Origin of the sequence: Roseixanthobacter finlandensis (genome assembly GCF_043195105.2) — a bacterium.
Lineage (GTDB): Bacteria > Pseudomonadota > Alphaproteobacteria > Rhizobiales > Xanthobacteraceae > NCEH01.
The window spans coordinates 1,352,255-1,373,911 of record NZ_CM195536.1; the positions used below are offsets into that span (position 1 = coordinate 1,352,255).

Below are 21,657 nucleotides of genomic sequence, written 5' to 3' on the forward strand. Positions count from 1 at the left end.
GGACGGCACCCGTGCCGGGTCTTTCCGAAGCCCACGTCCCTATCGCAGGAGCACGGCGGAGAGGCCTTCCGCCGCGATGGCCGACGCTTACGTCCTGGCGCTCGAAAGGCCCAGAGCCTCCGCCATGCGGACGAGGTCCGCCAATGAGCGGGCTTCCATCTTCCGCATCACATGCCCGCGGTGAATCTTCACCGTGATCTCGCTCAGGCCCACCTCCGCCGCCACTTGCTTGTTCATCAGGCCCGAGGTGACCAGCGCCATGATCTGCTTCTCGCGCGCCGTGAGGGTCTCATAGAGCGTCTGGACATCGGAGACGGCCTTCTTGGCCTCCCGCCGCGTCTGATCGAGGGCGATGGCGGTCGAGACCGCATCCAGCATGTCCTGGTCGCGGAATGGCTTGGTCAGGAAATCCACCGCGCCCGCCTTCATGGCCCGGACCGTCATGGGGATATCGCCATGGCCGGTCATGAAGATGATGGGCATGTCCACGCCGGACTTGGCGAGCTGGGCCTGAAAATCGAGGCCGCTCACCCCCGGCAGCCGGATGTCGAGCACGAGGCAGCGCGGGACATCTGGGAGCGTGGCGCCGAGCAGGTCAGCGGCGGAGGCGAAAAGCTCCACCTTCAGGCCGATGGACCGGAACAGGCTGGAAAGCGCCTCACGCAGCGCCGCATCGTCGTCGACCACGATAACGAACGGTTCTGTGGATTGCAGGGGATGGCGGGATGGCGGGCGGGTGGTCACGATCCGGCTTCCTCAATCACAGGCAGCATCACCTTGAAGCACATTCCGCCTTCATCGTTTAACGCGGCGGAAATACGGCCGCCATGGGCTTCGATGATCGATCGCGAAATCGACAAGCCCATGCCCATTCCGTCTGTCTTGGTGCTGTAGAAGGCGTCGAACAGCATGGGTAAATTCTGCGGGTTTACGCCGGGGCCGCTGTCTCGAACCTCCATAACCACGGCCTTATCGCCTTCCGTGACGGTGAGGGCCGTGCGGATTTTCAGATGCCGCCGTCCTTTTGGAACCGCCTCCATGGCCTGAAGCGCATTCAAAGCGAGATTGATGATGACCTGCTGGAGCTGGACCCGGTCGCCGAGGATCGGGGGCAGATCTCCGCCAAGGGAAAGATCGAACGACACACGATTGCTCGACAGTTCCCGCTCGAGCAAAAGGAGGACATCGTCCACCACTTCGTTGATGTCGGTCGCCACGTGAAGCGGGTCGCTGCGACGCGCAAGCGATCGCAGCCGGGCCACCACGTCGCTGGCCCTGCGGCCATTGCGGATCATCTGCTGGACCGTCGCCCGCGCCTCCTCGATGTCTGGAACTTCCCGTCCGAGCCAGCGCAAGCACGCTTCGCCATTGGTGATCACGGCGGCGAGCGGCTGGTTGACTTCGTGGGCGATGGACGCCGTCAGCTCTCCCATGGTGGTGATGCGCGTTACGTGCGCCAGCTCGGCCTGCGCCTGGTGAAGTGCATTTTCGGCCCGCTTATGCGCGGTGATGTCGCTGTTCGTCTCCATGGTGGCCAAAGGCCGGCCGCGCTCGTCGCGCTGAAGCGACCAGCGGCTCATGATCACCAAGCGATCACCCTTCCCTGTGGTATGCACGAGTTCGCCTTCCCACCGTCCGGTGCGATGGAGCTTGGCTTTGATCTCGGACACCGGCGAGGGGAAGGCGGTCTGCAGAAGCGCCGCCGCCTTCCGGCCCACGGCCTCGTCCCGCGGCCAGCCATAGAGCTTCTCGGCGCCATGGTTCCAATAGGTGATGGTGTCGGCATCATCACGCACGAAGATCGCGTCGTGCGTCAGATCGAGCAGGTCGGCCTGCTCGCGCAGCGAGCGCGTCGCCTTCTGGTTTCGGAGCGACAGGAGGGTGGTCACGGTGATGGCAGCGATGCTCACCACGCTGCGCATGGTGGCGGCGAGACCATAGTCCTGCCCATGAATGATGGTGAAGCTCAGCAAGGTGAGGCAAATGCAAGCGCCGCCCACCAGCAGCAGGCCGCGGCGCTCCAGGAAGCTGGCGGAAAACAGGACAACGCCGACGTAGAGCACCGCGATCGCCATATCCAGCGGGGACAGCGTATCGACAATGAAGATTGTCGCCGCGAGCCCCGCCGCCATGGTCGGCATGAGCCACCCTCGGGATGGCTGACCCTCATGCAAGCCGGAATCTAGGGTACTCTCTGAGCTGGACATTTCGTCCTCGGCGATTGGTGTGGCTTCAGATCGAGTCTGCGAAGCTCGGCGGATTTGGCAAGTGCACGCGGATGTTGCGCGCATATGCTTCGGGAAGATTGCGGGTTTTCTGTGCAGCTGTCTTGCCGAACCACCCTTGGAGGTCGAAATCGCACGTCGTTCTGCGTGCGGCTCCGGTCCTGCCGCGGCCGGCAGTCGCCACACTGTTTGCCCTTCTCTCGTGTTTCCAGTCTTGACCATACGTAAGTATGCGCACCTCACACTCCCCGCATGTCTGTCCAAACCCACGTAGAATGGAGAGATGGTTCATTCATAATATTATCTGGTCATCAAAGTTGGCGACCGGAGCGCATCCAACGGCAAGAGGTGAGTATTAGTCCATCCATATACAATGAATGTATTTGAATGGACAAAGACAAATTCTCTTCGGAAAGATGTCCGGCCGCGCTCCTTCGAGGAACCCGGGCCATGTCGATCAATGTCTCCCCGCCCTTCGCCGGCTTCGTCTCGCATGTCGTCGATGGAACAAGGCAACCCGCATCGCTGGAGTTGCTGTCCCAGATGGCTGTGCCGGCGGGCGCCCCGCATGACGCCCTGTCCATGCGGCTTCAGCACATGGGGATGGTCGTCGCCATAACGGCCCTCGACCGGCATGCGCCGATGACTGCCTGGGAGGGCGCTGCCGGGTCGATGGGCATCGACGGTATCCATTTCCAGGTGGCTGGCCACGCCATCCAGAGGCTCGGCCTGCCTGATGACCCTGCGCGCGAAAGCGCGCGACCCACAGCCTGCGAGGACCCGGTTGTCGAGAGCCTGTCCCGCGCCCTGGAGCGCGCCGAGCGGGGCGAGGATGAATATGGAAGCATCTGTGCCGACGCGCTGCGCCTTGCCATCGCGACGCGGCTGCTCATGGCGCGCGCACCCTCCGGCGATATTCAGGTCCGCGAGCCGGAGCCGGCGGCGCCAAAGACCAAGACGGGGCTCCCGAAATGGCGCCTCAAGCGGGTGGAGGCCTATATCGAGGCACATCTCGATGGCGCGGTGACCCTTGCCGACATGGCCTTGGCCGCAGGCCTCAGCCGGATGCATTTCGCCTCCCAGTTCCGTATCGCGACGGGCATGCCGCCACGCGAATATCTGCTTCGGTGCCGGATTGAGCGAGCCCAGCGCATGCTTCTGGAGACCGGTGAGCCGGTGGTGGAGATCGCGCTCGCGGTGGGCTTCCAGACCCAGGCCCATTTCACCACCGTGTTCCGCCGCTTCGTGGGCGACACGCCCTGCAGGTGGCGCTGTGCGAACCGTTGCTGCCACTGACCCCTCTTTCTTCGCGCCGCATGCGCCTCAGGAACGCGGCGACTGATGCGTCCAGGCAGCGCCGATCCCTGCGGCAGTCTCTTGGAGTCGACGCACGGGCTTGCCTGTCTCCCTCTGCCTCACCCTGGCCGGATGCGCTGCCTTGTTTGCCGGCTCGGCCATGCGCGGTGAAGCGCCCGGGTTTTGGCGTCGCAGTCCTTGGCGCTGGATGGCCGGTGTCTGCGTGATCCTGAACATTGCCCTGATCGAAGCCGGGCTGTCCTGCTGTCCGCCAACTTGCAGTTCGGCAGCTTCTGATCATCCGTCACACGATATCCGCGGATATCATGCGAGGTCCGCGGATATCATGCGGGCGCGCCAAGCGCGCGGTCGATGCAGTCGATGATGGCACTGCCGTCGAACGGCTTGCTCAGAAAGCCCACGGCGCCCGCCGCCATGGCCTTGCGCCGGATACGCTCCTCCGGAAACGCGGTGATGAAGATCATGGGCACCATATTGCCCTGCGCCCTCAATCTCGCCTGCAGCTCGATGCCGGATACGCCCGGCATCTGGATATCGGTGATCAGGCAGGACGTGTCATGCACCCGCTCGGAATTGAGGAACGCATCGGCCGAGGCGAACGTGCTGGCACGCAGGCCCAAGGAGCGTATGAGGCTCTCGAGGGCTGTGCGCACAGCTTCGTCGTCGTCAACGACGGTTATGATCGGGTGGTCGGACACTTTGAAAATCCTTTCGTCGGCCGTCGCTTCGTGCCTGGCGCCGGCGCATCCGCGTTTTGGGAAAGATGGCCCCAAACGCCGGAAAATTAAATCATACGGTAGTTTGCTGGCCGCGGCGGGAAAGGGCTTATTGACCGCCCCAGATCCGTCCTGCGATGCACGCATAAACGCGTTGAACAGGCGGGCGATGTCACGCCCGCCTGTTCAGGTCACTCACGGGAGGCCGCCGATACGGCGGCGGCCGCTTCCGCGCGGAGGGATCTGGATCACTCCACGTCCGGGTCGAAGGCCGGACCCCAGTGAGGATTGACCTCCTGGTGGAGCGGCGCCTGCTGGGCACTCTGTGAAACCAGCTGCGGATTCGCAGGGGCATAGGGGCTCAGCGTCTCCTCAGCGGAGACGCGATACTGCTCCGCATTCTCGGGGCCGATGCCGGGATCCGCGAAGGCGGCGGTGGACGCTGCCATCACGGTGAAGGTGGAAACGATAGCCAGGGTCTTCGTCAGGGTATTCATTGTGCTCACTCCTAGTTGAATGAGGAGAATGTACCCGGACGAGATCTGTAATATAATTCTACAAGTGTTTTGTTTTGCGCCCGTTGGTTTCTGACTCGCCATCCTTAAGTATAGTTCAGGCGCTCTGGCATGGAAATTCTACGGTAAGGCCCGCCCGCCGACATTGGGGGCCGTGCCAAAGGATCTGCGGATGAGAGGCCCATACGCAAGGATTAGGGCGGAGGCCCTATGGCTGATAGGCGGTGAGACGCGATCCTCGCAATGATCTGGTCAACAGGCGGAGGGGATCACCATGCACGCCGCATCTAAGCTGACGATCATTCTTGGCACGCTTGTTTTCGTTCTCGTAGGCGTCGAGATGTCTCCGGCAGATCCCGTCCTGATGCAGGGACAAGATGCAGCCGAACTCGCGCAGACGAACGGAGGCCCGCCGCCCGCGAGCGTTCAAGCAAGCCTGCCCGCCCCCGCGAGCATTCTCGTTGCCCCGAAGGGCTAACCACCCTCCCATAAGAAGGTTTCTCTCATGACCATTCTTTACTCCACCAAGGTCACCGCAACCGGGGGCCGCAAGGGCACGATCCGGAGCGAGGACGGCATCCTCGATCTCACGCTCGCCCTCCCGAAGGAGCTGGGCGGCATGGGCGGGGCCACCAATCCCGAGCAGCTTTTCGCCGGCGGCTACGCGGCCTGCTTCGAGAATGCGCTGCTGCGCGTGGCGCGGGAGTCCGGCCACCGTTTTGCCGATGGGGACGTCGAGGTGGTCGCCGAGATCGGGCTGAGCCGCAACGAGGCCAATGCCTTCGTGCTGCACGCGGCGCTCGCCATCACCCTGGCCGGGGTCGATCAGGCGATGGCGGAGCAGCTGGTGCACGGCGCCGATGCCATCTGCCCCTATTCCAATGCCATTCGCGGCAATGTGGATGTCACCAAGACGGTGACGGTGCGGTGATGACCGCAGATGAGGAGGAAGACATGAGCGACAGTTTGGATACCACGCCTTCGGGCAAGATCGCGGTCGTCACCGGCGGCAGCCGCGGGCTCGGGCGCAGCACCGTGCTCGCCCTGGCGAAGAACGGGGTGCACACGATCTTCACCTATCGCGCGAACCGCGTCGAGGCCGACCGGGTCGGCAGCGAAGTGGCGGAGCAGGGTTGCCGGTCGATCGCGCTGCCGCTCGATACCAGCGACATCGCATCGTTCGACGGCTTTGTGACGCGTGTGCGCCAGGCCCTTGCCGATCTGGGCGCCGACCGTTTCGACTATCTGGTCAACAATGCCGGCACCGCGCACCACAACTCCATCGAGCAGACGACGGAAGAAGAACTGGACGCGCTCTACAATGTCCATTTCAAGGGCGTGTTTTTCCTGACGCAGAAGCTGCTGCCTCTCATTCGGGACGGCGGGCGCATCGTCAATCTCTCCTCTGGCCTGACCCGCATCATCGTTCCCGGCAGCGCGCCCTATGGCGCGATGAAGGGAGCGGTGGAGGTCCTCACGCGCTACATGGCCAAGGAGTTCGGTCCGCGCGGCATCGCCGTGAACGTCGTTGCGCCCGGGGCCATCGCCACCGATTTCAGCGGCGGCATGGTGCGCGACAATCCCGAGATCGCCCGCCGCATCGCCGAGATGACCGCGCTCGGGCGGGTGGGACAGCCGGACGACATCGGGCCCATGGTTGCGTCCCTGCTCTCCGAAGCGAATCGCTGGGTCAATGCGCAGCGCATCGAGGTCTCAGGCGGCATGTCCATCTGATGGCCACACCCCGACATTCCCTTTGGGAAGCCGGAGTCGGGTCGGCTCCGTGAGGCCCGGCTGGCTGCGATCGCGCAGACCTCCGTCCGGGTCCCGTGCCGTCGGCGTTGGGCGGCTCCCTTCACATCGACAGCGCCTGCCATTCGATGAATTCATCGGTACGGCGGACGCTGTGCATCCAGCCCATGCACTTCAGATTCTGGTGGGAGGAGGCGTCGCGCAGCGCGCCACCCGGGCCGTTGATCGAAACCACCTGCGCGCGCAGCCGGCCGGCGACGACCCGAGCGAGTTCCGGCTCGGAGGTCCAGACGGCCGCGGTGGCGCCATAGCCACCGTCATTCGAGATCTGGATGGCCTGATCGATCTCGTCATAAGGGATCACCAGAATTACCGGGCCGAGTATCGTTTCCCGCGTAATGCTCATCTTATGGAGCGTATTCGAAAGGACGGCCGGCTGGAGGAAGGCGCCAGTGGCGTCGCTCATGTCGATCGGCACTCCGCCGAATACGAGCTCGGCCCCCTCGGTAGCGCCGCGTTCGATCGCTCCCATCACCGCGTTTCGCTGCTGCCGGGAGATGAGCGGTCCGATATCGGTATCGGGGGCCAGCGGATCGCCCAGCTGCAACAGCGCGGTCGCCTGGCGCAGGGCGGCGACAAGCTCGCTCTGGCGATGGCGCGGCACAAGGAATCGATCCTGCCGCGCGTGCCACTGGCCGCTGGCAAACAGGCTGATGTCGCGCAGGCCCTCGACCGCCGAGGCGATGTCGACATCGGGAAGAATGATCGCCGCCGAGCGCCGCCCGGTCTCGAGCGTCAGCGGGTTTGACCGCGACGACGCGATGGAGGCGAGGCGCCGGCCGTCCGGATCGGACGTGGAAAGCGCCACGCGGTCGACGTCGGGATGCCCGGCGAGGTGTTCTGCGGTCTCTCCCACGGTCACGAGGATGCTGAGAACGCCTTCGGGCAACCCGGCTTCCATCATCAGTTCGCCGATGATCTGGCCGTCCAGCGCGGTGATGGGATTGAGGGCCAATATGACGGCACAGCCGGCAAGCAGCGCTGGGATGAGCCAGCCGACCGCCATGCTATGCGGCGCGTTCCAGGCGGGCATGGCCACCACCAGCCCGGCCGGTTTGCAGGTGATCGTCATGTCGCCGGCGGCCTTCCCGCATCCGTGTGTGCGGGACCGTGCAGCTTCGAGATAGAAGGCAGCCTGGGCGGCGAGGCGGTCACCGAGCAGAGCGTTGAAGCGCAGCGGTATCGCGTTCTCACGGGTGATGAGCGTCAGCAGGGACGGCAGGCGTTCGACATAGGACGACAGGAACCGCTCGACGACATTCATGCGCTGGGAAAGCGGATGCCCCGACCAGACGCCGGTGTCGATCGCGTGCCGGGCCGTCCGGACGGCAAGGTCCACGTCCGCAAGACTGGCAAGGGGCGCAACGCCGACCCATTCCCCATTGAACGGCGAGCGAACCTCGCACAGACCGCCGCCAAGCGGCTCCATGCGCCGGCCGCCGATGAAGTTAAGATTATAAACCACCATCTCCGAAAATCTCCGGCGTCGGACGCGGAGCTAGCAATCGCCCTTTCGAGGCGCGCGACGACGCTCATTGGCAGGGTCCGCAGATGATGGCCCGACAGCCGGGGCGAGGCTCGTTCAGCCCTGTAAATCCGCGTAAAGACTGCGCCTCTGTCTGTGAGCGGGCGCGGCTCTTGCCAGAGCCTGATCCGATCAGGTTGAATCAACCTGATCGGTGAATCAGTCTCTCAATTGTTGATAGAGAGCGGGTCGATCGCACTCTAGGCGCCGTCCGCCAGCAATCTGCGGGCAACCGGCAGGAACGGGCTCGGCGCATGCTCGGCGAACCGGCAGCAGATGTCGGCGAGGGCCGATGCGGTCTCCGCCCGCGGATCCAGGCGATGTCGCGCCAAGGCGATCTTGAGCTCAAGATGATGGGCAGATTGGCGTTTTGCCATCTCCAGCCCCTCCAGCATCAACTGGTCCACGCTCTGGGTGGAAGCACCCGCCGTGGCTTCCAGTTCCGCCCGCGCGAGGAGAAGGTCGGCAAGAAAGCAGCTGCCGCCGCAGGCGTGCGCTTTCTCCAGCGCCGCTGTGGCCGTGGCGCGTGCCGCGTCGATGAGTCCGAGCTGGCCCTGACCGCGTGCCAGGTTCACCATGATCTCCACGGTGATGACGTGATGGTCCTCGATCTGGCAGAAGGCCAGAGCCCGCTCCATGGCCCTCACGCCCTCTTCGGGCCTTCCCCGAAGGACGGCGAGCGTGCCCAAGAGTCCCTCGCTGACGACCCTGTAGGGCGTGAGCGCATGTCGGGAGGCGTGATCCACGGCCCGGCACAGACGCTGCTCGGCGAGGTCCAGCTCCTCATTCCACAGCGCAACCTCGCCCGTGTACATGAGCGCAATGCAGATCGAGACCGGATGGCCCCGGCGCTCGGCCTCTTGGATGCTATCCTCGGCAAACCGCGCGGATCGCAGCGTGTCGCCGCGCAGCCAGAACGTCCGTGCCATGATCTCCATGGCGCGGACGCGATGGTCATAGCCGAAATAGTCGACATTGGCGGGAGCGGCCACAGGGATGTGCTCGAACCCGCGCTCGCCAAAAACCTGCGACTTCAGTTGATCGCCCACAAGATGATGGCTGCAGCCGATCATCCATTCGGCCATGGCCATTGCTTCCGGCGTGCCGACGGCGGCACTGAGCTCCGCGCACCGCTCCGCGACGGCAAGCGAGCCGCGGAAATTGCCGATGCGCGTCAGGAAGATATGCTCACCGCCGAGCAAATGGAGTTCATGCGTCGGCTCGTTCAGCCTCGCTGCCAGCGCCTGGCCGTGGGCGATGGCCGAACTGGTCGTGCCGCGGTTGCCGCGGGTGAACATGGCTCCAATGGTCAGCCCTTCCAGCAGCAGCAACTCGACATGGCTCCCGCGGGTGTCCTCGCCCATCGCCTCGAGCGCCATGCGGCACCAACTCTCGCATTCACCGAGCAGCGCCAGGCCGAGAAAGAGGGGTGCAGAGATCGCCGCGAGCGCAACGAATGCGTCGCGGCGCGCGCCGTCGGCCTGGCCCCAGCGCAGCGAAGCGCGGATGTCGCCGATGCGGACAGCGTGCGCCGAGAGGTCTCGGCCGCTGAATATGGCCGTGTCCAGCTTGTCCGTGCGCAGGACATCGATGAGATGCTGGATCAGCCGCTGAGACATTGCGTCGGATTCATCGGCCTCTTTAAGCTTACGGTTTGCGAAGGCCCGGGTCGTATCCAGAAGGCGGAAATAGACCGGCGAGCCGCTCGCTGAAGCCCAGATCAGCGATTTGTCGACCAGCCCGGTCAGCGCGCTGGCGACAGCGAGCTTGTCCTCCTCCGCATCCGCGGCGACCGCCAGGGAATCCTTGAGCGTGAAGAGGCCAGCGAAAACCGACAGGCGGCGCAGCACGCGCTGATCGCGCGGTGACAGCAGCGCATGGCTCCAGTCGAACACGGCGTCCAACGTCTGATGCCGGGCAGGGGCGCCCCTGCGTCCCTCCCAGTATAGCCGGACACTGTCGCTGAGCATGTCCGCCACCCCCCTCAGCCCGAACGTGCCGGCGCGGCTCGCGGCCAGCTCGATGGCGAGCGCCATCCCGTCAAGGCGCCGGCAGATGTCGGCAACCAGTTCTGCGCCCGCGTCATCCAGCAGCGCGCGATGGCCGCTGGTCGCGGCGCGGTCCATGAAGAGCTGCACCGCGGGGAAGGTCAGCGCCTCGGCCGCCGTGAGCGCCGCCCCCTCCGGCGGGGCGGCCAGAGGCGGCAGCAGGTGCACGTGCTCCCCCTCCACCCGCAGCGCCTCACGGCTGGTGGCGAGCAGGCGCAGCTTCGGCAATTCACCGAACAGGCGGGCGCACAGGGCCGCGGCGGCGTCGATCAGGTGCTCGCAATTGTCGAGGATCAGCAGCATCGGCCGGCCCTGCAATTGCGCGACGATGATATCTTCGGTCTGGCCTGGCTTCGATACGATCCCAAGGGTGGTGGCCAAGGCGGAAGGGACCAGATTTGGATCGCGCACCGGGCTGAGGTCGACAAAGGCGACGTCGCCATCCTTTCGAGTCTGGATCGCATGACCGACGAACAGGGCGGCCGTGGTCTTGCCCATGCCACCGGGGCTGACGAGTGTGACGAAGCGATGGTCATTCAACATCCCGACCAGATCGTCCACGAGCGGGTCGAGCCCGACGATGCGGGCCGCCGGCAGCGGAAGCCGCTGCGCGGGTCGGATCTGGGGCTTGACCGGCTCATCCGGCGCGCCGTCACCGAAGCCGGATACCGACGCGTGCGTCGGGCCCGAGGCGGTGTCTGACCAAGAGACCGGTGCAACGAAGCAATAACCGCGGCCGACCAGGTTCTCGATATACTCGCCGTGCGCCTCGCCGCCGTTGAGTGTCTTGCGCAACGCGGAAATGTGCACGCGGAGATTGGCTTCCTCGACCGTCAGGCCGGGCCACGCGTGAGCCAGGAGCTGGCGGTGGGTCAGCACCTTTCCGGAATTCTCCACCAGGGCGATGAGCAGGTCCATCGCCCGGCTTCCGACCGGGATGACGTCCCCGTCGCGCGCCAGCCGCCGGCGGGCGGGGTTCAGCGTGTACGGCCCGAAGATCGCCATCCGCCCGGCGGGGGCATGGTCGGAGACCTCAGGCATATGCGGCCTTGCGACCGGCGCGCGGCGTCATCTGCGGCATGGAGGGCCCACGCCAATGTCCCACGGACAAGCGCGACCTGTCATTCGAGGCCTGTGGCACGAAAAGCTCCTCCCAAAGCCGGTTGATTACGCCGCCAGACATCGTCGTGACCAAAGCTCGATTCACCCCATCTCGGAAATGTGATCAGGGGGCACCGGCTTCCGAACTGGAGGCATTGCACCGCTGCGCCCCCGTCACGGCGCTGCTGGTGCATTTTCATTGCCGCCAATTTACGCGGTATTCTTCTGGCCGACCATAGGTCTGTGCTAGGTTATAGGGATGTCTGACGTCCTCTCACCGCCATGCGGCGTCAGATCCATTTCTGCCCAGGTGTCAGAGTGGCAAGATGAGCCGTGGAGTGGTGTACGCCCTGGCCGGTCTCTTCCTGGCGGCGGCATTTCGCCCGCTGGGCGCGGCCGAATTATCCTTTGCCATCGGCCACCCGCCGCAATCCTACCTCGTCAGGGGCGGCGAGGTCTTTGCCGCAGCCCTTCGCCAGGAGACCGGGGGCGAGGTGACCGCGCGTGTCTATGCCATGTCGCTGCTCAGCTTGGCGGAGACGTCGCCCGGGCTCCGCGCCGGGCTCGCCGATATCGGGGTGGTGCTGACCACCTACCAGGCCGGAGAATATCCTGCGACCAACCTGATCCACGACGCATCCATGGTGCTGGACAGGTTCTCCAGTCTGCCGCGCCGGTTGAAGGGGGCCGCCTATGCGCCGGCCATGGCCGAGTTCATCCTGACGCGCTGTCCGGAATGCGTCGCGGAATTCGCCCGCCAGAACCAAGTGTACACCGGCGCGGCCGCGACCACCCCCTATGCCCTCAGTTGCGTTCGTCCCGTTCGTTCCGTGGCGGAGCTCCGTGGCGCCCGGCTCAGGGTCGGCGGCGCGAACTGGGCGCGCTGGGCCGAGGCGATGAAGGCCGTGCCCGTCACCATGGCCGGCAACGAGATGCTCGAAGCACTGACGCAGCGCATCGTCGACTGCGTCGTCCTATCCCTTCCCGATGTCCGCAACTTCGGCTTGAGCGGCTCGATCCGCTCCATCACGGCGGATGTTCCCGGCGGGGTCTATGTGGCAGCCTTCGCAAACGTCAACCGCGATGTCTGGCGCAGGCTGACGGCCGCGCAGCGCAGGGCCGTCCTGAAGGCCACCGCCTGGGGAACGGCTACCGCCAATTGGGCCTATAGCGAGGGCGAGCAGCAGGTGATCGGGCAGACCATGGCGGCTGGCGGCACCGTCCACGAGGCCGACGCGGCCGTCCGGGAGGCGAGCGCGCGCTTCACTGAGACCGACCTCGGCCGGCTTGCGGAGATTTACGCCGCCCAGGGCGTCGCGCGCAGCCGGCAGATGCTGGACGAATTCCTGCCGATCCTCGAACGATGGGCGCTGCGTGTGGGCCACGTCTCCTCCGCCGAGGAACTGGCGGACATCTATTGGCAGGATCTCTATTCGAAGGTGGACGTAAGCGACCCCGGCCGCTGAATTGCCGGCACGCCACACGTGAAAGCCGCGCCAGAGGGGTATGGGGTGAGCAGGATCATTCGGCTGATCGATGCGGCGGCTCGGGCGGGGGCCGTCCTGGGCAGCGCGGCCGTCCTCTTGATGATGGTGCATGTCGCGCTCGATGTGGTGGTGCGCAAGCTGCTGGGGCAGCCCCTGCCGGGAACGCTGACCACCGTGACGCACTACTACATGGTCCTCATTGTCTTCGCGCCACTGGCCCTCGTCGAGCGGCACGGGGGCCACATCTCGGTCGATCTCCTGGTGCCGCTCCTGCCGGCCCGCGTGCAAAGGCTCATGCAGGCGGCGAGCGGGCTTGCCGCCGGTCTGATCATGGCGCTGGTCGCCTGGCGCGGCTGGATGGATGCGGTGCGCGACTGGGAGGTGAGCGCGGCGCAGGTGCAGGGCAGCGCCATCATGCCGGTATGGCCGGCTCATTTTGCCGTCCCAATCGGAGCCGGGCTCCTGGCCACCGCCTTTCTGCTGCGTCTCGCCCCTCTCTTGTCCGGCGATGCCTCTTCCCAGCGGCAGCCGGAGCATGAGCCGTGAGTGGTATCGAAATCGGCCTGCTCGCGCTGGTTTTGCTGATTGCCGCTCTGCTGCTCGGCATGCCCATCGGCCCGGCGCTCATTGGTGTCTCCTTCCTCGGCCTGTGGGCGGTGAAAGGGTGGACGGTGGCTCTCGGTGCCCTCGGCGTCGTGCCGTTCAATTTCGCGGCAAACTGGGTTCTCAGTTCGCTGCCCATGTTCCTTCTTCTCGGCCACCTATGCCACCGCGCCGGGCTGACCGACGGCATGTTCCGGCTGGCGCGGCTATGGCTCGCCGCCGTTCCGGGCGGGCTCGCCATCGCCTCGGTCCTCGGCGCCACCGGCTTTGCCGCAATGTGCGGCTCCTCGCTGGCGTGCTCGGCGACGATCGGCAAGATCGCGATCCCGCAGATGATCGAGGCCAGATACCACCCCCAACTCGCAGTGGGCTCGGTCGCGGTGGCGGGAACCATCGGCGCACTGATCCCGCCGTCGATCATCCTCATCTTCTATGGGCTGATCGCCGAAGCGCCGGTGACGCTGCTCTTCCTTGCCGGCATCAGTGCCGGGCTCCTCACATCCATCGGCTATATCCTCGTCATCCTCATCCGGACCCGGCTCGACCCCTCGCTCGCGCCGCCGGTCGATCACAACGCCACCCGGGCCGAGCGGCTCGCCGCGCTGCGCGAGAGCTGGCCGGTCATCCTCCTCATCCTCGCGGTCTTCGGCGGCCTGTTCGGAGGCATATTCACCCCCACCGAGGCCGGCGCGGCCGGCGCGGCGGCGGCGGCGCTCATCGGCTTTGCCAAGCGCTCACTCAGCCTTCGCGCCTTTACCGAAGCGCTGGGAGAGACGGCGGGCACGACCTGCGCCCTCATCCTGATCGGTATCGGCGCGAGCCTGCTGGCACGGTTTCTGACGCTCAGCGGAACCGGAGTGTTCCTAACCGATATCTTCGCCGTGCTCGGCGAGCGCCCGGCGGCACTGATGCTGGCCATCACGCTGCTCTATGTCTTCCTCGGATGCTTCCTCGAGCCCATCAGCGCCATGTTGATCACCTTGCCGATCGTCCTGCCGCTTGTGGCCAAGGCGGGGCTGGATCCGATCTGGTTCGGCGTCGTCCTGACGAAGCTGCTGGAGTTCGGCATGCTGACGCCACCGGTCGGCCTCAACGTTTTCGTCATCAAAGGCGTGGTCGGCGACCTTATTCCCACTTCGGAGATTTTCCGCGGTGTGTTCTGGTTTCTCCTGATGGACATGGCCGTGCTCACGCTGCTCATCTGCGTGCCCGATATCGTTCTCTTCCTGCCGTTCGTGCTCGGATAAGCCTTCGCGGCTCCAGTGATCGATGACCTGATACGATTCTTAACGGCACTTTACGCCGCTTGGCTCCCCTTATGCGTCGCGCCAGCTAAGCTGATCTTGCCTCGTGGACCGATGGAGACAGCAATGGATCGCAATCATGGATGTTCGCCTCGTCCCGTTGGGATGGATGGGCTTACGAACCGACATGGATGGTCTCCAGGTGAAACCGACCCCGTACGCCGAACCATGGCCAATGCGGTGACGGCTATCCTGCTTCAGGCCGAGGTGATCCGCCGCCACGCAACGGATGATGGCCTGCTGGAGCCTGTGCTCGAAAGCGCCAGCGAGCAGATCACGCTCAACGCCAAGCGAATATGGAACCAAATGGAAGCCACCGTTCTGAAGCCGATGACATGAAAGGGTCCCGCAGCGGACGATCAGCATAATGCCCGACTTGGCGATGCGAGCCGCAATCCGCAACCAAGCCGGGCCCTCTGCACACGCCACCTTGCTCAAACCTGAGCCCGGCCGCCATCGACGAAGAGCTCGATGCCCGTGACGAAGGTCGAATCGTCAGACGCCAGAAACAGAGCCGCCTTCGCCACCTCCTCGGCGTGCCCCATGCGACCCATTGGGACGGTGCTTTTGAGCGTGCGCCGCGTTTCCTCAGGCAGACTCGCGAAGATATCTGTATCGACCGGGCCGGGACTGAGGACATTCGAACGGATCCGGCGGCCCTTCAGTTCGATGGTCCAGCCGCGCACAAAGTTGCGAACCGCCGCCTTACTCGCTCCGTAGATCCCCAGCCCGGCCGTGCCCTTCATCCCCGCGACAGAACCGGTGAGGATGATAGCGCCCCCATCGTTCAGAAGCGGCAGGGCTTTCTGCACCGTGAAGAGCGTACCCTTGACGTTGACGTCGAAGACCTTGTCAAACTGAGCCTCCGTAATCTCGTCTATCGTCGCGAGTTCACCAACACCCGCGTTGGCTACGACGATGTCCAAAGCTCCTCGCGCGCCAATAATTTCGTAGAGTCGATCCAAATCGTCGAGCTTGGATACATCGCCGTTGACGCCCACAGCGTTCGGCCCGATCGCCTGGACCGCCTCGTCGAGCTCCTTCTGACGACGTCCCATGATGAAGACAAAGGCGCCCTCGGCCGCGAATAGTTTGGCGATCGCAAGGCCAATCCCAGCGTTGCCACCCGTAACGACTGCCGTCTTCCCTGCGAGCTTGCCCATTTGCGCACTCCTCTTCGCTTGAGGTCCAGGGGCCAATCGCGTGTTGCGGCCGCTGCGTCTGGCAGGCACTGCAGGCCGACGGGCAGGGCAAAGGCCAGAAGCTTGCCAAGTAGGCGCTCCACAAAGTCGCCAGGCAACGACTCGTCGAGCCTCGCCCGATATCCAGGGCACGCCGAACCGACACCTTCCATGCCTCGCGCACCCGGTCCACAAGCTCGCGCCTGCGCGTGGGCCTCAGCGCTTTTTTGACAGCGCGTGCTGCAACATCGCCTTGGCGAATGACAGCTCCGCCACAATCCGCTTCAGCTTAGCGTTCTCATCCTCGAACTGGCGCAGACGCCGCATCTCAGACGGCATCAGGCCGGAGCACATCATGAAGCTGTGCGCACCCGCGCCGGGACGAGGTCTCGGCGCGGGTGGCGGGTCGCGCGATCAGGCCGCGAGGTCGAGCACGATGCGGCCTTCGATCTGGCCTTTGTGCATCTTGTCGAAGATGGTGTTGATGTCCTCCAGCCTGGCGGTGGAGACCGTCGCCTTCACCTTGCCGTCGGCCGCGAAATCCAGCGATTCCTGAAGATCGAGGCGGGTGCCGACGATCGAGCCGCGCACCGTGATGCCGTTCAGCACCATGCCGAAGATGTCGAGCGGGAAGCTGCCCGGCGGCAGGCCGTTGAGGGCCACCGTGCCGCCCCGGCCGACCATGCCGATGGCCTGCTCGAACGCCTTGGGGCTCACCGCCGTCACCAGCACGCCCCGGGCGCCGCCGCCAGTCTCGCGCCGGATCGCCTTTCCCGGATCCTCGTGCAGGGCATTCACAGTGAGGGTGGCGCCGAGGCGGCGGGCAAGATCAAGCTTGGCATCGTCCACGTCCACGGCGGCGACATTGAGCCCCATGGCCTTGGCGTATTGCACCGCCATGTGGCCGAGCCCGCCGATGCCCGAGATGGCCACCCAGTCGCCGGGCTTGGTGTCCGTCACCTTCAGGCCCTTATAGACCGTCACCCCGGCGCACAGCACCGGCGCGATTTCCACGAAGCCGAGATTGGCCGGCAGGTGGCCCACGAAGTTCGGGTCCGCCACCACATATTCGGCAAAGCCGCCATTCACCGAATAGCCGGTGTTGAGCTGGCTTTCGCACAAAGTCTCCCAGCCGCCGAGGCAGTGCTTGCAATGGCCGCAGGCGGTGTAAAGCCACGGCACGCCGACCCGGTCGCCTTCCTTCACATGCTTCACCCCGGCACCGACGGCGGAGACATAGCCCACGCCCTCATGCCCGGGAATGAAGGGCGGGTTTGGCTTCACCGGCCAGTCGCCCTCGGCTGCGTGCAGGTCCGTATGGCAGACGCCAGAGGCGCGGATCGCCACCTGGATCAGGCCGGGGCCGGGCTCGGGGATCGGGACTTCATCAATGGTGAGGGGTTGACCGAACGCGCGGACGACCGCCGCCTTCATTGTCTTCGCCATGGCACTTTCCTCCGGTTTTTTAGAAGCCGGCGCATGCTGTCTGCGACCGGCGTTGAGAGCTGGTTTTTCACGCATCTGGAGCGCGCGGCGCGCCCTCCCATCCCCGCCCGCGACGTGGGCGGGAATTCCTGGGGGAGCAGGGTCCCGGGAGCGGACGCCAAGGTCGCGCGCCCGGAACCGGGAGCTCCAATACTTCAGCGGCGCTCAGAAGAAGCCGAGCTTCTTTGGCGAATAGCTGACCAGCAAATTCTTGGTCTGCTGGTAATGATCGAGCATCATGGAATGGTTCTCGCGCCCGATGCCCGATTGCTTGTAGCCGCCGAACGCCGCATGGGCGGGATAGGCATGGTAGCAATTGGTCCACACCCGGCCGGCTTTGATGGCGCGACCCATGTGGTAGGCGCGGCTGCCGTCGCGCGTCCACACCCCGGCACCGAGCCCGTAGGGCGTGTCATTGGCGATGGCGAGCGCCTCGTCCGCGTCCTTGAAGGTGGCGACCGACAGCACCGGGCCGAAAATCTCCTCCTGGAAGATCCGCATCTTGTTATGGCCGTGGAACACGGTGGGCTGCACATAATGGCCGCCGGCGAGATCCCCCGGCAATGTGGCGCGGGCGCCGCCGATCAGCAGGTCCGCGCCTTCGTTTCGGCCGATGTCGATATAAGAGAGGATCTTGTCCAGCTGCTCCGCGGAGGCCTGGGCGCCGATCATGGTCGCGGGGTCCAGCGGATCGCCCTGCTTGATCGCCGCCACCCGCTTCAGGGCCGCCTCCATGAAGCGGTCGTAGATGCTCTCCTGGATCAGCGCGCGGCTCGGGCAGGTGCACACCTCGCCCTGGTTGAGCGCGAACAGGACGAAGCCCTCGATCGCCTTGTCGAAGAAATCATCGTCCTCGGCCGCCACGTCCTGGAAGAAGATGTTCGGCGATTTGCCGCCGAGTTCCAGCGTCACGGGAATGAGGTTCTGGCTCGCATACTGCATGATGAGCCGGCCGGTGGAGGTCTCGCCGGTAAACGCGATCTTGGCGATCCGGTTGGAGGAAGCCAGCGGCTTGCCCGCTTCCAGGCCGAAGCCGTTGACGATGTTCAGCACGCCGGGCGGCAGGATGTCGGCGATCAGCTCGGCCAGCACCAGGATGGAGGCCGGGGTCTGTTCCGCCGGCTTCAGCACCACGCAATTGCCGGCGGCGAGCGCGGGCGCCAGCTTCCACACCGCCATGAGGAGCGGGAAGTTCCACGGAATGATCTGTCCCACCACGCCCAGCGGTTCGTGGAAATGATAGGCGATGGTGTCGGGGTCGATCTCGGAGATGCCGCCTTCCTGGGCGCGGATGGCCCCGGCGAAATAGCGGAAATGGTCGATGGCCAGCGGCAGGTCCGCATTCAGCGTCTCGCGGATCGGCTTGCCATTGTCCCAGGTTTCGGCGCGGGCGAGCAGGTCGAGATTATCCTCCATCGCCTGGGCGATCTTGATGAGGATCAGCGCGCGGTCGGCCACGCTGGTGCGGCCCCACGCATCCTTCGCCGCATGGGCGGCATCGAGGGCGGCCTCGATGTCGGCGGCTTCCGAGCGGGCGATCTCGCACAGGAGCTGGCCGTTGATTGGCGAATGGTTCTCGAAATAGCGGCCGCTGAGCGGCTCCGCCCATTTGCCATTGATGAAATTGCCGTAGCGCGCCTTGAAGGGCGGGTACGAGGTGCGAATGAATTCCGGCTTGTTCATGGGGTTCCTCCGGGGGAGGCGGATACGGCCGGAGCGCCCGCGGGCGGATCTGGCCGGTCCATCTCTTCGTTGCGGGAGCGAGGCGCGCCGGGAGGCGGAGCGCCGGGCGTTCCGAACCGGCGAGCACCCGCCGCTTGCCGCGCGGCAAGGTCTGCGGAGGATCGGGCAAGGATTTGCCGCTGTCAGCGGAAGCGGGCCATTTCCCGGCCCCGACCTGTCGCAGGAATGCGACAGGTGCCGGCCCTCAATGGGGACGGTCGAGCTGGAGGCGGGACAGTTTGCGGTGCAGCGTGGCGCGCGAGATGCCGAGCATGCGGGCCGCCGCCGAGACATTGCCGCGCGCCCGGGCCATGGCGCGCTGGACCACGCCGCGCTCGCCGGCGCTGAAATCGTCCGCCCGCTCCTGACGGCCGAGCAGATCGTCGGCGGGAAAGGGCGTCGCGAGCCGCTGCTCGGTCAAGCCGAAGGCCAGGCGCGCGCACCGGCTGGCGCCGATCACCAGATCCTCCCGGTCCACCGCCAGCAGGCCCCTTGGCCCGCGATCATCATCCGCCACCAGGATCCGCGCATGGCTGAAGGCGGCGCGGAAATGGCGCTGCTCGATCCGCTGCGCGGCCTCCACGGTCGCGGCGGCGATCAGCTTCAGCAAGGCCGGGGTGAGGTCCGACCGACAGGTGGAGACATCGAGCGCCGCCGCCAGGCGACCTTGGGCGTCCCATATGGGGGCCACCGTGCAGCTGAGCCCGATATTGCGGGCCAGGAAATGCTGCTCGCGGTGGACGGTCAGGGCGCGCGCTTCCGCAAGACAGGTGCCGATGCCGTTGGTGCCCTCGCTGGCTTCGCTCCACACCATGCCGGTCCACAGGCCGAGCCGGCGGAAATCGACATCGTCGCCGGACGCCCCGCGACGGACCAAGGGAACCGCATCGGCGTCGGTGAGCATCACGCAGCAGCCGGCTTCCCCGGCCATGTGGAACAGCCGGTCCAATTCCCCCCCGGCGAGGCCGGCGAGCAGGTCGAGCTGCTCGAACGCGCGGGCAAATTCCCCTTGGGACAATCGCCGCGGAGGTCGCCCGTTGGCGGGGTCGAGCCCGTAATGGACCAGGGACCGGGACCAGGAAGCGGCAATTGCGGAACGTGCCGTCGCCCCATCGTCGCGCAGGGTGGAAAACACCCTGTCCGCATGATAGGCGTCGCAACGCTCGCTCATCACCCGCCTCGCGTTCCCATCCGCATTCCGATGTCCTTCCAGAGGGACATTATGACGATGCGGTTGCGGCAAATGAACCATCGGCGAACGCGACGTGTCAACCCACGGACGGCAATCGGCCGATCGTTCCGGGCGGTGCGTTGCTGGATCCTGTGCGGGGTTTTTTCAATAAAAGAAGGGGTCTGCTTGCGCCGGGATCTGGCGGATCTGGACCATCATCTCGGTTTCATTGGCTTTTTTGCGAGAGAGCCGCGCGCTCGTCCGCCGCTGAAGACTGTGCTGGTGCTTGGACGCCGTACCGATATGTCGCGCCTCTGAATGCCGATCAGCCCCGAAGTTCGGCACCGGGATGCGCGGGCGGGGCCGGCCAGACCATCTTCTGATAGACCCCGTCGCCCGGATCGACCGCCCGAAATCCGAGGCGCTGATAGAGCCGGCAGGCCGGGTTTCCGATCGCCACATGCAGGCTCACCGTGCGGCCCTCGTCCGCCGCCTGCGCGCAGACAGCGCGCAGCAGCGCGGAGCCGAGCCCGGCATTGCGGTTTTCGGGATGAAGCGTGATGTCCACCACGCGCAGGTCGTGCGGCGTCGCGAAGAGATGCAGCAGGCCGATGGGGCGGGCATCCCGCGCGATGATCATCTGCGCGGCGCCCGGATAATGGATTGCGTAATGATGTTGCTGAAAGCGGTACTGGTCGGCCAAGAAGGCGCGCAATTGCGCCTCCGGCCAACCCGCCGCGGCCAGCGTGTCGCGCCGAACGCCGATGAACAGGTCTTCCAGGAAGGCCCGGTCCTCCGCACGCACGGCGCGCTGCTGCACGCCGGGCGGCAAGGCGAATGTACCCGCGGTCATGGGGCGCGCGCCGGCTCAGTCCGGGACCGGATATTCGCCTTCGTTGCAGATGCAGAAGATGAAGGACAGCACCGGCTGCACATTGAGATGGGCGCCGCCGCCGCCGGCCGGGGAAATGGTGCTGAAGTCGAGCGTGGTGTCGGGATTGGCGGGCGTCTGGAGCGCCGGCCAGTTGGTGCTGGTGGTTCCCGTCGGCAATGTGACGGCGGCGGGATAGCTGGTGCTGCTCGGCCCCGCAGTCTTGTTGGCGATGTTGCCGGACACGTTCACCCGGTGTGTCAGGTGATTGTGGGCGGGCATCTGCGTCTCATTGAGCGCGATCGCGGGTGCGCCCGCGCGGGTGCCTCGCTGAAAGGTCTGCGTGGCACCGGCAGATACGCCGGTACAGACGGCGGCGCTGCCGCGCAGATCCGGAAGGCGGAAATCGTTCCTTCCGTCGCCACCATAGGTATTGCCGAGGATGGTGAATAGCGCCTGGAATTCACGCACCTGCAACAATTGCCCGTCGCAGGACATCCAGTTCTGTGGCACGTAATTTGTTGAAAAAATGCGGACTTCACCAATATATCCGTCCATGTCGCCGCTCCCGTTC

Annotated in this window: 19 protein-coding genes and 1 pseudogene; 7 read left to right on the top strand and 13 right to left on the bottom strand. The window is 65.3% G+C overall.

The genetic code is table 11. The annotated features are described in order from the left end of the window. Positions 1-87: 87 nt before the first annotated feature. Complete coding sequence (locus V5G24_RS06345) at positions 88-747, bottom strand: response regulator transcription factor (protein WP_394086109.1); 660 nt, start codon at positions 745-747, stop codon at positions 88-90. Further along, entirely contained in the window at positions 741-2,447 is a 1,707-nt protein-coding gene (locus V5G24_RS06350; protein WP_394086071.1) for a two-component system sensor histidine kinase NtrB, read from the bottom strand. The genes V5G24_RS06345 and V5G24_RS06350 overlap by 7 nt, the downstream gene beginning before the upstream one ends. A gap of 228 nt (positions 2,448-2,675) precedes the next feature. On the opposite strand from V5G24_RS06350, the gene V5G24_RS06355 reads away from it, so the two are divergent. Beyond that, positions 2,676-3,521, top strand: coding sequence for a helix-turn-helix domain-containing protein (locus V5G24_RS06355; protein WP_394086072.1), 846 nt, complete (start codon positions 2,676-2,678; stop codon positions 3,519-3,521). 344 nt (positions 3,522-3,865) lie between these two features. On the opposite strand, the gene V5G24_RS06360 is transcribed toward V5G24_RS06355, so the two are convergent. Together V5G24_RS06360 and V5G24_RS06365 are read right to left on the bottom strand one after the other, a co-directional pair. Then, positions 3,866-4,240 carry a response regulator transcription factor gene (locus V5G24_RS06360; RefSeq protein WP_394086073.1) on the bottom strand — a complete coding sequence of 125 codons (375 nt, stop codon included), beginning with the start codon at positions 4,238-4,240 and terminating at the stop codon, positions 3,866-3,868. A gap of 266 nt (positions 4,241-4,506) precedes the next feature. Continuing rightward, the gene (locus tag V5G24_RS06365; protein ID WP_394086075.1) at positions 4,507-4,755 is read right to left on the bottom strand and encodes a hypothetical protein; all 249 of its coding nucleotides are present in this window, start codon (positions 4,753-4,755) and stop codon (positions 4,507-4,509) included. A 523-nt stretch (positions 4,756-5,278) separates the two neighbouring features. Between V5G24_RS06365 and V5G24_RS06370 the strand changes: the two genes are divergently transcribed. Next, on the top strand, positions 5,279-5,704 hold the full coding sequence (locus V5G24_RS06370; RefSeq protein WP_394086076.1) for an organic hydroperoxide resistance protein: 426 nt from the start codon (positions 5,279-5,281) through the stop codon (positions 5,702-5,704). A 23-nt stretch (positions 5,705-5,727) separates the two neighbouring features. Further along, positions 5,728-6,507 (top strand): SDR family NAD(P)-dependent oxidoreductase, encoded by a 780-nt coding sequence (locus V5G24_RS06375; protein ID WP_394086077.1) that lies wholly within the window; start codon positions 5,728-5,730, stop codon positions 6,505-6,507. Positions 6,508-6,628: 121 nt separating this feature from the next. Here V5G24_RS06375 and V5G24_RS06380 read toward each other — a convergent pair whose 3' ends face one another. Both V5G24_RS06380 and V5G24_RS06385 read right to left on the bottom strand, forming a co-directional pair. Next, the gene (locus V5G24_RS06380; protein ID WP_394086078.1) at positions 6,629-8,053 is read right to left on the bottom strand and encodes an aldehyde dehydrogenase family protein; all 1,425 of its coding nucleotides are present in this window, start codon (positions 8,051-8,053) and stop codon (positions 6,629-6,631) included. A 257-nt stretch (positions 8,054-8,310) separates the two neighbouring features. Beyond that, on the bottom strand, positions 8,311-11,199 hold the full coding sequence (locus tag V5G24_RS06385; protein WP_394086079.1) for an ATP-binding protein: 2,889 nt from the start codon (positions 11,197-11,199) through the stop codon (positions 8,311-8,313). A gap of 386 nt (positions 11,200-11,585) precedes the next feature. Here V5G24_RS06385 and V5G24_RS06390 point away from each other — a divergent pair, with 386 nt between their 5' ends. From V5G24_RS06390 to V5G24_RS06405, 4 genes are all read left to right on the top strand, one after another. Beyond that, a complete protein-coding gene (locus V5G24_RS06390; protein WP_394086080.1) occupies positions 11,586-12,725 on the top strand; it encodes a C4-dicarboxylate TRAP transporter substrate-binding protein in 1,140 nt (379 codons plus the stop codon). 45 nt (positions 12,726-12,770) lie between these two features. Beyond that, positions 12,771-13,292 (top strand): TRAP transporter small permease, encoded by a 522-nt coding sequence (locus V5G24_RS06395; RefSeq protein WP_394086081.1) that lies wholly within the window; start codon positions 12,771-12,773, stop codon positions 13,290-13,292. Then, complete coding sequence (locus tag V5G24_RS06400) at positions 13,289-14,596, top strand: TRAP transporter large permease (protein ID WP_394086082.1); 1,308 nt, start codon at positions 13,289-13,291, stop codon at positions 14,594-14,596. Before V5G24_RS06395 ends, V5G24_RS06400 begins: the two co-directional genes overlap by 4 nt. Before the next feature lie 225 nt (positions 14,597-14,821). After that, on the top strand, positions 14,822-14,992 hold the full coding sequence (locus V5G24_RS06405; RefSeq protein WP_394086083.1) for a hypothetical protein: 171 nt from the start codon (positions 14,822-14,824) through the stop codon (positions 14,990-14,992). A gap of 95 nt (positions 14,993-15,087) precedes the next feature. Here V5G24_RS06405 and V5G24_RS06410 read toward each other — a convergent pair whose 3' ends face one another. The 7 genes and pseudogenes from V5G24_RS06410 to V5G24_RS06440 form a co-directional block, all read right to left on the bottom strand. After that, on the bottom strand, positions 15,088-15,816 hold the full coding sequence (locus V5G24_RS06410) for an SDR family NAD(P)-dependent oxidoreductase (protein WP_394086084.1): 729 nt from the start codon (positions 15,814-15,816) through the stop codon (positions 15,088-15,090). Between the two features lie 151 nt (positions 15,817-15,967). Further along, a pseudogene (locus V5G24_RS06415) lies at positions 15,968-16,179 on the bottom strand (IS3 family transposase); the annotation flags it as partial. 69 nt (positions 16,180-16,248) lie between these two features. Then, positions 16,249-17,280 (bottom strand): alcohol dehydrogenase AdhP, encoded by a 1,032-nt coding sequence (gene adhP, locus V5G24_RS06420; protein WP_394086085.1) that lies wholly within the window; start codon positions 17,278-17,280, stop codon positions 16,249-16,251. A 204-nt stretch (positions 17,281-17,484) separates the two neighbouring features. After that, positions 17,485-19,002 (bottom strand): aldehyde dehydrogenase, encoded by a 1,518-nt coding sequence (adh, locus tag V5G24_RS06425; RefSeq protein ID WP_394086086.1) that lies wholly within the window; start codon positions 19,000-19,002, stop codon positions 17,485-17,487. 244 nt (positions 19,003-19,246) lie between these two features. Then, positions 19,247-20,212, bottom strand: coding sequence for a helix-turn-helix domain-containing protein (locus V5G24_RS06430; RefSeq protein WP_394086087.1), 966 nt, complete (start codon positions 20,210-20,212; stop codon positions 19,247-19,249). 325 nt (positions 20,213-20,537) lie between these two features. After that, complete coding sequence (locus tag V5G24_RS06435) at positions 20,538-21,065, bottom strand: GNAT family N-acetyltransferase (RefSeq protein WP_394086088.1); 528 nt, start codon at positions 21,063-21,065, stop codon at positions 20,538-20,540. A 15-nt stretch (positions 21,066-21,080) separates the two neighbouring features. Next, entirely contained in the window at positions 21,081-21,641 is a 561-nt protein-coding gene (locus V5G24_RS06440; protein WP_394086089.1) for a phage tail protein, read from the bottom strand. Positions 21,642-21,657: the final 16 nt, after the last annotated feature.

Excerpts from the sequence above, each read along its gene's own strand:
- V5G24_RS06350 (WP_394086071.1), bottom strand. The coding sequence starts at position 2,447 with ATGGTCAAGACTGGAAACACGAGAGAAGGGCAAACAGTGTGGCGACTG.
- V5G24_RS06355 (WP_394086072.1), top strand. The coding sequence starts at position 2,676 with ATGTCGATCAATGTCTCCCCGCCCTTCGCCGGCTTCGTCTCGCATGTC.
- V5G24_RS06365 (WP_394086075.1), bottom strand. The coding sequence starts at position 4,755 with ATGAATACCCTGACGAAGACCCTGGCTATCGTTTCCACCTTCACCGTG.
- V5G24_RS06370 (WP_394086076.1), top strand. The coding sequence starts at position 5,279 with ATGACCATTCTTTACTCCACCAAGGTCACCGCAACCGGGGGCCGCAAG.
- V5G24_RS06375 (WP_394086077.1), top strand. The coding sequence starts at position 5,728 with ATGAGCGACAGTTTGGATACCACGCCTTCGGGCAAGATCGCGGTCGTC.
- V5G24_RS06380 (WP_394086078.1), bottom strand. The coding sequence starts at position 8,053 with ATGGTGGTTTATAATCTTAACTTCATCGGCGGCCGGCGCATGGAGCCG.
- V5G24_RS06385 (WP_394086079.1), bottom strand. The coding sequence starts at position 11,199 with ATGCCTGAGGTCTCCGACCATGCCCCCGCCGGGCGGATGGCGATCTTC.
- V5G24_RS06390 (WP_394086080.1), top strand. The coding sequence starts at position 11,586 with ATGAGCCGTGGAGTGGTGTACGCCCTGGCCGGTCTCTTCCTGGCGGCG.
- V5G24_RS06405 (WP_394086083.1), top strand. The coding sequence starts at position 14,822 with ATGGCCAATGCGGTGACGGCTATCCTGCTTCAGGCCGAGGTGATCCGC.
- V5G24_RS06410 (WP_394086084.1), bottom strand. The coding sequence starts at position 15,816 with ATGGGCAAGCTCGCAGGGAAGACGGCAGTCGTTACGGGTGGCAACGCT.
- adhP (WP_394086085.1), bottom strand. The coding sequence starts at position 17,280 with ATGGCGAAGACAATGAAGGCGGCGGTCGTCCGCGCGTTCGGTCAACCC.
- adh (WP_394086086.1), bottom strand. The coding sequence starts at position 19,002 with ATGAACAAGCCGGAATTCATTCGCACCTCGTACCCGCCCTTCAAGGCG.
- V5G24_RS06430 (WP_394086087.1), bottom strand. The coding sequence starts at position 20,212 with ATGAGCGAGCGTTGCGACGCCTATCATGCGGACAGGGTGTTTTCCACC.
- V5G24_RS06435 (WP_394086088.1), bottom strand. The coding sequence starts at position 21,065 with ATGACCGCGGGTACATTCGCCTTGCCGCCCGGCGTGCAGCAGCGCGCC.
- V5G24_RS06440 (WP_394086089.1), bottom strand. The coding sequence starts at position 21,641 with ATGGACGGATATATTGGTGAAGTCCGCATTTTTTCAACAAATTACGTG.